This window comes from Paenibacillus sp. FJAT-26967 (assembly GCF_001541095.1).
Classification (GTDB): Bacteria; Bacillota; Bacilli; order Paenibacillales; family NBRC-103111; genus Paenibacillus_F.
In genome coordinates, this window is record NZ_LMXH01000004.1 from 140,970 (window position 1) to 153,708 (window position 12,739).

Consider the following 12,739-nt stretch of genomic DNA (forward strand, 5'->3'; position numbering starts at 1 on the left):
TGGCTGCCGGAACGTCCGGCGGCTGTTTTTTATGAACAGAAGAGTTATCAAGCTAGTTTAGCTGGAACACAATAAGTATGCACCTATAGAGGAGTGAGCATTTTGTCCGTTAATAATCTGCTGCAGGCATTCCGGTTAAATTTCGTGTATGCGGAGAAATATTCTTTTCCGAACACTTGGAATTATTACGAGACTTCGATCCCCTATTCCATGATCCGTTTTATCCAGAAAGGGAGGGGACGATTCCGAATTGATGAGACGCTGTACGAGCTGGAGGAAGATGATATTGTGTACATTCCCCAGGGTAGTGCGTTGTCTTGCGAAGCGTTAACGGATGATTTCACCTTTATCAGTATCCGTTTTACAGCGGCTTTTCCGCTCACGGATCGCGAAATTTGGTCGGAAATCCTCGGTTTTGATGCGAAAGTGAAGTGCAATGACATGCAGGTCAAATATTACTTCAATTGCATTATTCGAGAGAAGGAATCCATGAGCAGAGGCAAATATTTTATGCTAAGAGGCTATCTGGAGCTGATCGTCGGCTACTTGCTTAATTCCTCGGAGGCTTTCTCGGAGAGACCGAATACGACAAGGACGATTAAGGCAGACAATAATCCGGATAACCGGGTCGAAATTGTGATGGATTATATCATGAATCATTTTGATAAGAATATCCGCATCGAAGATTTGGGCAAGAGGGTACAGATCAGCTCTTCTTCTCTACGCCGCTTATTTAAGCAGCATACCGGAAAATCGCCCAGTGAATTTATTATTGAGCTCAAAATGGTCGTTGCGGCCAAAAAAATCCTTGAATCGGACGAAAGAATCTCAGATATTGCCTATCAGGTCGGAATTGAAGATCCGAATTATTTCTCTAGAGTTTTCAAAAAGCACTATGGAGTGACCCCCTATTCGTACCGACAGCTGGCAAGAAAATAGTGGAAATCCGAGCGGGTATTAAGCGATTTGTGCTATTTTTGATTGGTTTGATATATTCAAGTACGGTTTGTTTTTGGATATCCTTAAGGCATAGAAGATTTCAGCTGAATTCAATAAAGTATATGAAATAACAATTGTAAACGCATACTAAATTGGAGGTGGAGAGGCCGGCTAGACTTGGCTGTTGGACTTGCAGAGAAGCAGGCCCTCCGGTAATAGCATTTTCTGGCTAGAGTACAAATTCGGATTAACATTCACTCATTCAATTCATCCAGGAAGGGGTCGAGGTGTATGAAGAACAAGTGGCTGCCCTGTATAGCCGCTTCCGTGATGTTGTTTACATCCGCCTGCAGTAAAGAGGAAGCATTGCCGCCGACAGTTGATCAGGACGGGAACTTACACGGCGAGATTGTTCTGTGGCATTCCTTCACCCAAGGGGCGAGGAACGAATTTATGAAAGATGCGGCCAGCTCATTTATGAAAGAGCATCCCGGAGTGAAGATCAGGATCGAGACATTCGCCTGGCCTGAATTTTATACCAAGTGGACAACAGGCGTACAAGCCGGACAAGTACCTGATGTCAGCACGGCATTACCCAACCATGTGGTCGAAATGATCGATGCCGATGCGATTATACCGATTAATGATGTCATTGATAATATCGGGCGCGAACGGTTCTACGAGGCTCCGATCAAAGAAGGGACCGTGGACGGCAGCAACTATGCCATTCCTTTGTATTCTCATGCTCAAGTCATGTGGTACCGGAAGGATCTGCTGCAGAAGGCTCAGCTGAAAGTCCCCCAAACGTGGGATGAATTATTCGAAGCCGCTAAGAAAATCAATAATCCGCCTGAGGTCAACGGCTTATCCGTTCCGATGGGATCGGGCGATATGATGGCTACGAGATTCCTGAACCTGTATGTCCGTTCGGCAGGCGAAGCCCTGATTACACCCGAAGGTAAGGCCAATCTAACCAGCAAGGCGGCTATAGACGGAATTAATTACTGGGTGAAGATGTACAAGAACACGTCTCCGTCCGGCTCCGTTAACTTTAAAGTGCTGGATCAGGCTACGCTGTTCTATCAGGGGAAGACGGCCTTTGATTTCAACAGCGGCTTTCAGATCGGCGGCGTAGCCTCCAACTCACCTGCTTTAATCGATCAGATCGACGCTGCTCCAATTCCTAAGATCAATGCCACAGATCCGTCGAACGGTATTGAGACCTCCAACATTCCGATGGTGGTCTGGAAGAACAGCAAGCACCCGGAGATTGCAAAAGCTTTCATAGAAAGCTTGTACGAGAAGGAAAGGTACATTAATTTCCTGCACTCTGTTCCTGTCGGCATGCTGCCTGCGATGAAAGATATCACAACCGATCCGGACTTCCTTAATGAACCTACCATTCAAAAGTTCAGCGGTGCGGTCCAGGTGATCAGCGATGCGGTCAACAAGGGGACGGCGATAGGAATGGAATATGAACCTACCCTGGAATCCGGACTTCTCACAGGCCAAGGTGTCATTGAGAGAATGTTCGCTGACATTCTGCTGAAGAATGAACCGGTGGATAAAGCGGCTAAGAAAGCCGAAAAAGAGCTGAATAATTTATTTAGAATGGCCAAGTAAAGAAAAATGGGGGCATTGGAACCCCTAACCGGAGATAGGCGATGCTCGAGAGAGGAGAGATTGTTTGTACTAACTTTCAGAAGTGGAGTGAAGCGGGTGAGATCCATTAGCAGCAAGATCAAGAGCATGAATACAACAGGTTTATTATTTATCCTGCCTGCTGTATTAATCGTCATTCTTTTGTTGATTTACCCCATATTCTCAAGCATTTATTTCAGTTTTACTTCCAGGCATCTGGTTAGAGCTACCTATTCTTGGGTCGGACTGGATAATTTCATCTTTGTCCTCACCAATCACGATTTCTATGTCGCTTTCTACAATTCGATCAAGTGGACGGTCTTCTCCATAGCGGGGCAGCTGCTCATAGGATTTGCGGCTGCGCTGGCGCTGAATAAGATTCCAAGATTCTCGGGCTTCTTCCGTACGATGCTTATTATTCCCTGGACGTTCCCGGCCATTGTCATTGCGTTCTCATGGAAATGGATATTCAACGATGTATATGGTTTTTTTCCAAATCTATTAACGACACTGGGAATTACGGAGCAGAACATTAACTTTTTTGCCGATTCAAGCTTCGTTTTCGGATCGGTAGTCTTCATCAATATCTGGTTCGGTGCTCCACTTTTTATGGTCAACATTTTGTCGGCGCTCAAGACCATACCGGGAGACCAGTATGAAGCGGCCGTAATGGATGGAGCTACTCCGTGGCAGTCGTTCTGGGCGATTACAGTCCGTCATATCCGTTCGGTCATCGGACTGCTGCTGGTGCTGAGAACGATCTGGATTTTCAACAATTTCGATCTCCTCTACCTGATGACAGGCGGCGGACCATCCGATTTAACCACGACCTTGCCTATTTTTGCTTTTAAGGCAGGCTGGGGTCTCAAACAGCTGGGAATTGCATCGGCCATTACGGTCATTCTCCTGCTCTTCCTGTTAAGCATTTGCTTGCTGTACTTCAGGCTCTTAAACAAATGGGAAAGGGAGGATCGATAATGAAGCAAGTTGGCGGAAGTAAGATGACGATTGTCTTCTTGTATCTATTTCTCAGTATCTTGGCTGTTGTCGCGGCCTTCCCTTTGGTCTGGATCATCTTATCTTCCTTCAAGACATCCGGTGAGATGGCCAACCATCCCTTAGCCTTTTTCCCTAAAACCTTTACGACGGAGTATTACTCGAGGGTTTTGAACGATCTGAACTTTACGACGAATATAAAAAACAGTCTGCTTGTCTCTTTATCGGCTACCTTGATTACAATCGTCGTGTCAGCCTTGGCAGCCTACGGCATCGTACGGTTCTTCCCTAAAGCCGGGAAGAAAATGACCAAGCTGCTCATTACCACGTATATGTTCCCGCCTATTCTCCTGGCCGTCCCATACTCCATCATTATTATTAAAATGGGCCTGGTCAACACCTGGACGGGGCTGGTCATTACGTACTTATCCTTCTCGATCCCTTATGCGATCTGGATGCTGATCGGTTTCTTCCAGACCGTTCCCGTTGAAATTGAGGAGGCGGCCCGAGTGGACGGGGCAGGCAAATTGAGAGTCTTTATTCAAGTGGTACTGCCGGTAGTCTCACCGGGGGTCGTGGCTACGGCCATCTATACGTTCATTAACACCTGGAACGAATTCTTGTTTGCTCTCTTGTTGATCAACAGCTCGGGCAAAATGCCGATTTCCGTCGCTCTCTATTCCTTAACGGGATCCGAGATTCTCGATTGGGGAGAAATGATGGCAGCCTCCGTTATTATCATTCTGCCTTCAGTGCTCTTCTTCATGCTGATTCAAAATAAAATTGCCGGCGGTTTATCCGATGGGTCCGTCAAATAATGGTACAAATAAGAAAGGGGTTAATAAGATGAAGACAGTCAATTATGCAGTAGTAGGTGCGGGGTACTTCGGGGCGGGATTAGCCAGATTAATCGACGCACTGGACGGGGCCAAGGTCGTCGCGGTCTATGACCCCGTCAATGCGGAGTCCGTCGCGAAGGAATTAAATTGTGACGTGGAGCCGAGCATTGAATCGCTCTGCAAGAGACCCGATGTTACAGCCGTTCTGGTCGCTTCTCCGAACGGGTATCACAAAGAGCCGGTGCTGCGCGCGGCAGCTCACGGAAAACATGTATTCTGCGAGAAACCCATTGCATTATCGTATGAAGACTGCAACGAGATGATTAAGACAACGAAGGATAAGGGCCTTATCTTCATGGCCGGTCATGTGATGAACTTCATGAATGGGGTGCGGAAGGCTAAGCAGCTCATTAACGAGGGCAAGATCGGCGATCTGCTCTTCTGTCATGCTGAGCGCAACGGCTGGGAGGAGCCTCAGCAAGAGGTGAGCTGGAAGAAGAAGCGGGAGATTTCGGGCGGACATCTCTATCACCATATTCACGAGCTTGATTTCATCCAGTTCTTGATGGGACCGGCCGAAAGAGTGTGCATGGTAGGCGGCAACGTAGCCCATCAAGGCGAACAATTCGGCGATGAGGACGACATGCTGTTTATTACGCTGGAATTCGCGGGCAACCGTTTCGCGACCCTTCAATACGGTTCTGCTTTTAGATGGAGTGAGCATTATGTCAAAATTCAAGGCACGAAGGGCGCTATTCTCATTGATATGCAGGACGTCCGAGTAGTCTTGAAAACGCCGGACGGTGAGGAACAGTTCCTGCTTCACGAAAGCCAGGAAGAAGACGACGACCGTACCCGCATCTATAAAGGTCTGGAGATCGACGGGGCCATTATGTACGGCAAGCCGAATATGACGCCTCCTATGTGGCTTCACAGTATCATGAGCAAGGAAATGAACTACTTCCACAGCATTATGCAGGGAGCACCGGTAGAGGAAGAATTCAAGCCCCTGCTGGATGGAACAGCGGCCCGGGCTTCGATTGCAACAGCGGATGCCCTTACTTTATCCATCGAAGAAGACAGAAAAGTCAGCGTCCAGGAAATTACCGGGAGAGAGGCCGTTAAGTTATGATTTACGATAAAATCACTAATCTGGGACAGTATGCCTTTGAGAATCCGAGAATGATGAGCTGCATTCAAGATATCCGGACCAATCTGCTCGGAGAAACTCATGGAACGGCTGATTTCCGTAAAAACAGTATTTCGTTTACTACGACTCCGATAAGCGAGAAAAGATACGAAGCGCACAACAGGTTTATCGACATCCATATTGTCCTCGAAGGAAGAGAGTATGTGGAAGTCAGCAATGTGGAGTGCCTGACAAGCCGGAGTGAATACGACCGGGAGCGGGATATTTATTTCGGTGATGTAGGAACCGGACCACGGTTAAGCGGGTATTTAGAACCGGGCTACTTTCTGATTTGTTTTCCGGAGGATACTCATCTGGTAGGGGCGCATGAAGAGCGGGAACAAGAAGTAACCAAAATCATCTATAAAATCGGGGTTTAAGAGCGCAGGCAGCTGTACCGCCAGAATCGCTAATAAGCGGCGCACTAGCGGCGTTAAGCGGGTGTGTATACCTCATAAACCAAGTATTTTCATCTATATACTAAGATATAATTCGGCAGCCGTTGGAGAATGAAGGGATGAAAAATGAAACTTTATGCAGCTATAGATGTCGGCGGTACGGAAATCAAGTACGCGGTCATTAATGATGCCGGTGAGATCTTGTATCATGACTCTTCACCCACCCCCCGGGCCGACTATAAGCAGCGGATACCCGAAGAACTGCTGAAGATCATGCGGGTTCTTCTGGAGAAGTATGGAGCCGTGCAAGGGATTGGAATCAGTACGGCCGGAGTCGTCGATTCGCAGACGGGCGAGATTATTTTCGCCGGCGGCACGATGCCCGGATATGTGGGTACGAATCTGAAGATCTGCATGGAGCAGGCGTATGGTCTGCCGACCCACGTAGCCAACGATGTGAATGCAGCAGCCATAGGGGAGAAGTGGAAGGGCGCGGCCCGCCGCTGCGATCACTTCTTCTGCCTCACAATCGGAACCGGAATCGGCGGAGCTCTCTACTGCGGGGGCAGGCTTGTTACCGGGCAGCATCACAGGGCGGGCGAAATCGGCCATTCTTTATTCGATAAAGTCACCCGGACCACGTATGAACAAAGGGCTTCTATGACCGCTCTCCTAAAAATGGCGCGGGAGTCCGGATTCCCGGGGACACCGCGAGAGCTGTTCGATGAAGCGAGAGCGGGGAGCGGCTTGTGCAATGAAATCATTGAGGGGTGGGCCGAAGAGATTGCGCGGGGGTTGGCTGAGATCATTCTGATCACCGACCCTGGCCTCATCATCATTGGCGGCGGAGTCTCCGAACAGAAGGAATTTCTGACCGGCAGAATCAGACCGCATCTTAACGCTTATTTACCCGACAATTTTTGTAAGACAGAGATTCGGACCGCCCTTCTGGGCAATAAGGCAGCCTTACTGGGCGCGGTTTACCCGTTTTTTGAATCTGACAGGGAGTGTGAAGAAAGTGGCAGAGAATAACCTTTCTAAATTCGCAGGAGTCTATGTGGCGATGTATTCAGCCTATGACGAAGGGGGCAAAGTGGATCAGGCCAGAGTGAGAAAACTGGCAAGATCTTACGTAAATACTGGCGTAAAAGGCCTCTATGTAGGCGGCAGCTCCGGCGAAGGGATTCTGCAGAATGCGGAAGAACGCAAGCGGGTCGTGGAAGCCGTTCTGGAAGAAGTGAAGGGCGAATTAACCGTCATCGTTCATATCGGAGCCAATTCCACGCCGGAGAGCGTAGAGCTTGCCCGGCATGCGGAGCAGCATGGGGCGGATGCGATCTCGGCTGTGCCGTCTATTTATTACCGGCTGCCGGAGAGCGCCGTAGAGAATCACTGGCAGCATATGATTGACAGCACCTCGCTGCCGTTCATCATTTATCACATCCCGCAAACAACGGGATTTCAATTATCCGCTGCTCTGCTGGGCAGAATGGCCGAGCAGGACAAGGTGATCGGTGTCAAGATGTCGGGAGAAAGCACATTCGAGCTGCAGCAGTTCAAAGAGATCGGCGGCCCGGACTTCCTCGTATTCAACGGTCCGGACGAGCAGTTTCTAGCGGGGCGGATCATGGGCGCCGACGGCGGTATCGGAGGGACTTACGGTGTCATGCCGGAGCTGTTCTGCGTTCTTAACCGGCTTTATGAGCAGGGCCGGAGGGAAGAGGCCCAGGTGCTTCAGGTTAAAATCAACGGGATCATTAAAAGCCTGCTGGGCTATCCCTCCTTGTACGGGGCATGCAAGTATCTGCTTAGTCTCAGGGGGATCGAGACCGGGCAGCCGCGTCTGCCGCTGCTTCCGGTTCGGCCCTCCCATCACGATTCGCTGGTTAAGCTAAACAGCGAGATAGAGGAACTGACCGCGCATTATGCGGGATCATACGGAGAGAAGAGCTAATGATCAATCAGGTGAGAGGCGGATTAATCGTGTCCTGCCAGGCACTGGAGAACGAACCGCTGCACAGTCCTTTTATCATGTCCAAGCTGGCCTTGGCGGCTCAAGAGGGCGGAGCAGCTGGAATAAGAGCCAACACGAAGGCGGACATTCTGGCCATTAAGAGTGAGGTAGATTTGCCTGTCATCGGTATCGTGAAGAGGGATTACGAAGATAGTGAAGTGTTTATTACCGCGACAACCGAGGAAATAGAGGAGCTGCTCGAAAGCGGCTGTGAAATGATCGCAATGGACAGCACGGTGAGGCAGCGTCCGCATGGAGAGGAGCTGGCGGAACTAGTGAGCTATTGCAGAAGACGAGATCCGTCTATCTTACTAATGGCCGACATTTCCACGGCGGAAGAAGCTGTCCTGGCGGAGAGCTTGGGATTCGACTGCATCTCTACGACTTTATACGGGTATACTCCGGATACGTCGGACTCTAAGTTATACGACGATGATTTTGCTTTTCTTCAAGAGGTCGTCAGCCGGGTAGCTGTTCCTGTCATTGCAGAGGGGAATGTGCTTACGCCGGAGATGTTCAGGCGCTGTCTGGAGCTGGGCGCGGTCTCCGTCGTAGTGGGCGGGGCCATAACAAGGCCCAGAGACATCACGGCCCGGTTCGTTCGCGCGCTTGCCTAACCCCGCCTGGCCGCTGCGGCATATGGTCGAACATGGTCTTCTTTCGAAATTTGTGGTAGTATTTACACCTAGATCGAAAGAGGAAGTGAGCCATATGATTAACATTACCATCCCTACACCGGATATTACGATAACGAAGCAGGATGCTCCCGAGCTGAGCAATATTTACGGGTTTACGGATTTTCACCTGATCTCAAGAGATCAGGGCGGGATTTTCATGTTCTACAATGATCAGGATGAACTTCTGTTCGTAGGCAAAGCGCGCAAGCTCAGACCCCGGATCAAGAAGCATTTTGAAGACTCGGTATCCCCGATCAAAATGCACCGCGATGAAGTAACGACCATTGAGGTTTGCCTGGTTGAAGATGCGGTTGATAGAGAGATCTACGAAACCTACATCCTTAACAAGCTGCGGGCGAAATACAATGTTGAGAAAGTCTTATACAAGTAAAAGTAAGAGCAGCAAATAAGGAGCGATACGTACAGCCCGCGGGACTGTTCTTATCGCTCCTTATTTGCTGGATTTTCCGACATGAATACGCGGGCGGCCGCGCATCCATGAGACAGGGGATATCCGATGGCATTTCGCAAATATAGGCCTTCTCTCCGCCTTATCTCTTCATTAAGCTTTGATTAAACTTCAACAGCAGATCGCCGAATTTCTGGCGGTCCTCTTCGGCCCAATCACTCACTAACCGGGTTATATGGTCTAATCTGATTTGTTTGTAAGCCGTTAATTCTTGCGTGCCTGAATCTGTGATCTGATAAAAATAAGACCGTCCGTCTTGCGGGTCCGGCACTTTCCTTACATATCCCTTGAGCTCTAAAGCTCCGGCTTGTCTGCTTGCCGTAGAGATATCGAGCTGAAATTCTTCGGCCAATGCTTTTACTCCGGCCAATCCCTGTGACGAAATTTGATGCAGCAGAAGATATGCGGATCTGTCCAGACTGCCGCCTTTTCGATTCGATGCCACGGATGTCACCCGGCGAACTAGAAGCGCCATTTGGAGTTCTATGGTTTCCACGGAGTCTTCTTTCATATCCTTCATCACCCCATAAGTCTTTCTCTATGTAACATGATAACCTACCCCGACCTTTTGTCAATTTACGAACGCGGGAGGCGGAAATCATATTGACACGTCCTTTAGTTGCATTATACAATTAAATAGTTGCATGATACAAACTTATTTAAAATTAACCAATTAGGAGAATCCATATGCAGGCACATGAGATTATGAAAGCAGATGTCATCAAAGTCACTGAACAAGAAAGTATACGTTCGGTCATTGGAAAATTCATTGAGCATCAGATTAGCGGACTTCCTGTGGTAAATGAAAGGAACCAACTGGTCGCTTATATAAGTGACGGAGATATTATGCGTTTTATCGGCAAGCATAAGGACATCATCATCGACACGTTCTATTATGTGAATGTGATCAAAGGGGACGATGATGAATTTGAACAGAGAACCCAGAAAGCGTTGGATTTGAACGTCATGTCTATCGCCAGGAAAAAAGTAATCAAAGTGGCATGGGATGAAGAGGCGGAGAATATCGCAGCGGTTCTGGGAAATAAACGTATTAAAAAACTGCCTGTCGAAAAGGATGGGGTCTTGGTTGGAATTATCAGTCGCGGTGATGTCATCCGGCATTCCTTCAAATCCCTGCTGTAAAGTGATAGGTCTATAAGGGAGAAGTCAGTATGTCATCACGAACATCATCATCAGCAACTGTCCGTATAGATCCGCATGAAGCCGGAGGCTTGTTCCGGCAGCCGCTGGCTGTATGGGCAGTCTTTTTTGCCAGCATCATCGCTTTTATGGGAATGGGGCTGGTTAATCCGATTCTGCCTACCCTTGCTAAGCAGCTGCAGGCTTCACCTAGTGAAGTTACTTTACTATTCACAAGCTATAATGCAGTTATGGCCGTAGCGATGCTCATTACAGGCTCGGTGTCATCCAGACTCGGCAGCAAAGGGACACTGCTTCTGGGCATTGGAATTATTGCCGTGGTTGCGGCATTCGGGGGTTTCGCGGGCAACATATGGACGCTCGTCGGGCTGCGCGGCGGATGGGGCCTGGGCAATGCGCTCTTTGTCGCTACAGCGCTGGCTGCGATCGTATCCTTGTCGAGCAGCGGAACTGCCAAAGCGATCATTCTGTACGAAGCCGCCGTCGGTCTCGGCATATCGGTGGGCCCTTTGCTCGGCGGTACGCTGGGCTCCATCTCCTGGAGAGCCCCTTTCATTGGCGTGGCCGTATTAATGATCGTCGGTTTCATCGTTCTATCATTATTAATGCCTAAATCTTCTGCGAAGTCACAGTCTGCAGGGAAATCGACGACCTCTTTACTGGCTCCATTCCGGGCCATGAAGCACCGTTCCCTGCTGGTGCTGGGCATCGTAGCCGCCTTATATAACGTCGGCTTCTTTACCATTATGGCGTATGCGCCATTCGTAATGGGACTTCCCCCTAAGGGATTAGGTTATGTATTCTTAGGCTGGGGGTTCTTACTGGCCGTTACCTCCGTCTTCATGGCACCTAAACTCCAGCAATGGTTCGGAACCGTCAAGTCAATGTGTATGATGTTGATCTTGTTTGTTCTGGACCTGGTGGTCATGGGGATCTTCACGTCGAGACAGTGGGTAGTGATCGCGGCGGTTATCTTCGCCGGTGCGATTCTGGGCAATAACAATACATTGATTACAACGGCGGTAATGGATGCCTCCCCGGTTGAAAGATCCACAGCTTCTGCCGCCTACAGCTTTCTGCGTTTTTTTGGGGCAGCTATAGCGCCGTTCATGGCGGGCAAGCTGTCGGAGATTTTCAACCCCCACGTTCCTTTCTTTGTAGGCGCTGGTTTTGTTCTGCTTTCGGTTTGGTTTATCTGGTTCAACTATGAACATATCCGGCATATTGACAAAGCTGAAGCCGCACATTGATGCGGTCTGATTGTACAGACAAGGATCTGCCCTGGTGCAGATCCTTTTTTAGTGCATCGTTCTCAAACCGCATGGAACATATTGACAAATATAGTATGTGTACATATAATATCCCTAAATAACCATAAGAGGTGATTCGATTATGTGGCACTTCGAACACACGGTAATTGCAGAAGCAAGCGTGCAAACGATCTGGAAGCTGTACAGTGATATTTCTTCCTGGGTGGAGTGGGATAAGGAAATTGACTCTGCCTCATTGGAAGGGCCGTTTATAGCCGGCATTCAAGGAGTCCTGCAGCCTAAAGGCCAGGGGCCGATGGCTTTTGAGCTGACGGAGGTCGATCCCCCTCGCAGATTTGCCAAAATTGCCGATATCCCCGGCGCCGGCATCCACATCGAATTCATACATCGCCTTCAGCAGACGCATAAAGGGACTGCGATTACGCATGAAGTCAATATTACCGGTCCGAATGCAGAGCAGTTGGGCCCGCAGTGGGGAGCCCGGATCGCACAGGGGCTTCCGTCTACCATGCAGGGACTTGCCGCGGCGGCGGTGAAGAGAGAGCGTCAGCAGGGAGCATGAGACCGGAAATATACTGTCTGCAGCCGGGTAGTTGCGGTATCCGCTCCTTGTAGGGCGGGTGCAAAAGCGGTTTGGAGACGGACCCGAAGAATTTCGAACGATTGCAGGCGTCATGCTGGAGGAATGAAATGAGTTCAGAATTCAATGATATGCAAGAGAGCCCCGGTTTTTTGCTGTGGCAGGTAACGAACATGTGGCAAAAGGAGATTCGTCTTGCGCTGGAGCCACTTGCATTGACTCAACCGCAATTCGTGCTGCTTTTCTCCTGCCAATGGTTGAATGGCCGGGAATATCCACAAGGAGTGACGCAAATTCAGCTGGCCCAGCACGCCCGGGTAGATGTGAACGTAACCTCCCAGGTACTGAGGGCGCTCGAGATGAGAGGGCTTCTGAACCGCAGCCCTCATTTAACCGACACCAGGGCCAAAGTCATTACTCTGACCCCGCAAGGAAATGAGCTTGCCTCCAGAGCTGTTCAAGCTGTCGAAGCAGCAGACCGTGAATTTTTCGCCGGTCTCGGCGCGGATACCGATCAACTCAAGCAGCTGCTGATCCAACTGGCGAAGCGGTAGCCGGGCAGGAT

Annotated in this window: 15 protein-coding genes; 14 read left to right on the forward strand and 1 reads right to left on the reverse strand. The window is 49.4% G+C overall.

Translation table 11 applies throughout. The annotated features are described in order from the left end of the window. Positions 1-102: 102 nt before the first annotated feature. From AR333_RS17105 to AR333_RS17150, 10 genes are all read left to right on the forward strand, one after another. On the forward strand, positions 103-939 hold the full coding sequence (locus tag AR333_RS17105) for an AraC family transcriptional regulator (RefSeq protein ID WP_068776588.1): 837 nt from the start codon (positions 103-105) through the stop codon (positions 937-939). 291 nt (positions 940-1,230) lie between these two features. Beyond that, positions 1,231-2,562: an ABC transporter substrate-binding protein gene (locus tag AR333_RS17110; RefSeq protein WP_068776589.1), complete on the forward strand. Its 1,332-nt coding sequence runs from the start codon at positions 1,231-1,233 to the stop codon at positions 2,560-2,562. Positions 2,563-2,658: 96 nt separating this feature from the next. Then, complete coding sequence (locus AR333_RS17115) at positions 2,659-3,558, forward strand: carbohydrate ABC transporter permease (RefSeq protein WP_216638985.1); 900 nt, start codon at positions 2,659-2,661, stop codon at positions 3,556-3,558. Then, positions 3,558-4,394 (forward strand): carbohydrate ABC transporter permease, encoded by an 837-nt coding sequence (locus AR333_RS17120; RefSeq protein WP_068776590.1) that lies wholly within the window; start codon positions 3,558-3,560, stop codon positions 4,392-4,394. Before AR333_RS17115 ends, AR333_RS17120 begins: the two co-directional genes overlap by 1 nt. Before the next feature lie 28 nt (positions 4,395-4,422). Next, positions 4,423-5,547 (forward strand): Gfo/Idh/MocA family protein, encoded by a 1,125-nt coding sequence (locus AR333_RS17125; protein WP_068776591.1) that lies wholly within the window; start codon positions 4,423-4,425, stop codon positions 5,545-5,547. Then, positions 5,544-5,984 carry a YhcH/YjgK/YiaL family protein gene (locus tag AR333_RS17130; RefSeq protein ID WP_068776592.1) on the forward strand — a complete coding sequence of 147 codons (441 nt, stop codon included), beginning with the start codon at positions 5,544-5,546 and terminating at the stop codon, positions 5,982-5,984. The genes AR333_RS17125 and AR333_RS17130 overlap by 4 nt, the downstream gene beginning before the upstream one ends. Before the next feature lie 144 nt (positions 5,985-6,128). Continuing rightward, on the forward strand, positions 6,129-7,034 hold the full coding sequence (locus AR333_RS17135; RefSeq protein ID WP_068776593.1) for an ROK family protein: 906 nt from the start codon (positions 6,129-6,131) through the stop codon (positions 7,032-7,034). Then, the gene (locus AR333_RS17140; RefSeq protein ID WP_068776594.1) at positions 7,021-7,956 is read left to right on the forward strand and encodes a dihydrodipicolinate synthase family protein; all 936 of its coding nucleotides are present in this window, start codon (positions 7,021-7,023) and stop codon (positions 7,954-7,956) included. The genes AR333_RS17135 and AR333_RS17140 overlap by 14 nt, the downstream gene beginning before the upstream one ends. Next, a complete protein-coding gene (locus tag AR333_RS17145) occupies positions 7,956-8,633 on the forward strand; it encodes an N-acetylmannosamine-6-phosphate 2-epimerase (protein WP_068776595.1) in 678 nt (225 codons plus the stop codon). The genes AR333_RS17140 and AR333_RS17145 overlap by 1 nt, the downstream gene beginning before the upstream one ends. A 94-nt stretch (positions 8,634-8,727) precedes the next feature. Beyond that, positions 8,728-9,084 carry a nucleotide excision repair endonuclease gene (locus tag AR333_RS17150; RefSeq protein WP_068776596.1) on the forward strand — a complete coding sequence of 119 codons (357 nt, stop codon included), beginning with the start codon at positions 8,728-8,730 and terminating at the stop codon, positions 9,082-9,084. A 160-nt stretch (positions 9,085-9,244) separates the two neighbouring features. On the opposite strand, the gene AR333_RS17155 is transcribed toward AR333_RS17150, so the two are convergent. Next, a complete protein-coding gene (locus tag AR333_RS17155; RefSeq protein ID WP_068776743.1) occupies positions 9,245-9,673 on the reverse strand; it encodes a MarR family winged helix-turn-helix transcriptional regulator in 429 nt (142 codons plus the stop codon). A 176-nt stretch (positions 9,674-9,849) separates the two neighbouring features. Here AR333_RS17155 and AR333_RS17160 point away from each other — a divergent pair, with 176 nt between their 5' ends. The 4 genes from AR333_RS17160 to AR333_RS17175 all read left to right on the forward strand — a co-directional run bounded on the left by AR333_RS17160 (position 9,850) and on the right by AR333_RS17175 (position 12,728). Beyond that, positions 9,850-10,305: a CBS domain-containing protein gene (locus AR333_RS17160; protein WP_068776597.1), complete on the forward strand. Its 456-nt coding sequence runs from the start codon at positions 9,850-9,852 to the stop codon at positions 10,303-10,305. A 29-nt stretch (positions 10,306-10,334) separates the two neighbouring features. Then, on the forward strand, positions 10,335-11,573 hold the full coding sequence (locus AR333_RS17165) for an MFS transporter (RefSeq protein WP_068776598.1): 1,239 nt from the start codon (positions 10,335-10,337) through the stop codon (positions 11,571-11,573). 142 nt (positions 11,574-11,715) lie between these two features. Beyond that, the gene (locus AR333_RS17170; protein WP_068776599.1) at positions 11,716-12,156 is read left to right on the forward strand and encodes an SRPBCC family protein; all 441 of its coding nucleotides are present in this window, start codon (positions 11,716-11,718) and stop codon (positions 12,154-12,156) included. A 128-nt stretch (positions 12,157-12,284) separates the two neighbouring features. Then, positions 12,285-12,728 carry a MarR family winged helix-turn-helix transcriptional regulator gene (locus AR333_RS17175; RefSeq protein WP_068776600.1) on the forward strand — a complete coding sequence of 148 codons (444 nt, stop codon included), beginning with the start codon at positions 12,285-12,287 and terminating at the stop codon, positions 12,726-12,728. Positions 12,729-12,739: the final 11 nt, after the last annotated feature.

Bases quoted from the DNA above. Each gene is read 5' to 3' on its own strand.
- AR333_RS17175 (WP_068776600.1), top strand. From the start codon at position 12,285: ATGAGTTCAGAATTCAATGATATGCAAGAGAGCCCCGGTTTTTTGCTG.
- AR333_RS17120 (WP_068776590.1), top strand. From the start codon at position 3,558: ATGAAGCAAGTTGGCGGAAGTAAGATGACGATTGTCTTCTTGTATCTA.
- AR333_RS17125 (WP_068776591.1), top strand. From the start codon at position 4,423: ATGAAGACAGTCAATTATGCAGTAGTAGGTGCGGGGTACTTCGGGGCG.
- AR333_RS17160 (WP_068776597.1), top strand. From the start codon at position 9,850: ATGCAGGCACATGAGATTATGAAAGCAGATGTCATCAAAGTCACTGAA.
- AR333_RS17135 (WP_068776593.1), top strand. From the start codon at position 6,129: ATGAAACTTTATGCAGCTATAGATGTCGGCGGTACGGAAATCAAGTAC.
- AR333_RS17150 (WP_068776596.1), top strand. From the start codon at position 8,728: ATGATTAACATTACCATCCCTACACCGGATATTACGATAACGAAGCAG.
- AR333_RS17165 (WP_068776598.1), top strand. From the start codon at position 10,335: ATGTCATCACGAACATCATCATCAGCAACTGTCCGTATAGATCCGCAT.
- AR333_RS17130 (WP_068776592.1), top strand. From the start codon at position 5,544: ATGATTTACGATAAAATCACTAATCTGGGACAGTATGCCTTTGAGAAT.
- AR333_RS17170 (WP_068776599.1), top strand. From the start codon at position 11,716: ATGTGGCACTTCGAACACACGGTAATTGCAGAAGCAAGCGTGCAAACG.
- AR333_RS17155 (WP_068776743.1), bottom strand. From the start codon at position 9,673: ATGAAAGAAGACTCCGTGGAAACCATAGAACTCCAAATGGCGCTTCTA.
- AR333_RS17145 (WP_068776595.1), top strand. From the start codon at position 7,956: ATGATCAATCAGGTGAGAGGCGGATTAATCGTGTCCTGCCAGGCACTG.
- AR333_RS17110 (WP_068776589.1), top strand. From the start codon at position 1,231: ATGAAGAACAAGTGGCTGCCCTGTATAGCCGCTTCCGTGATGTTGTTT.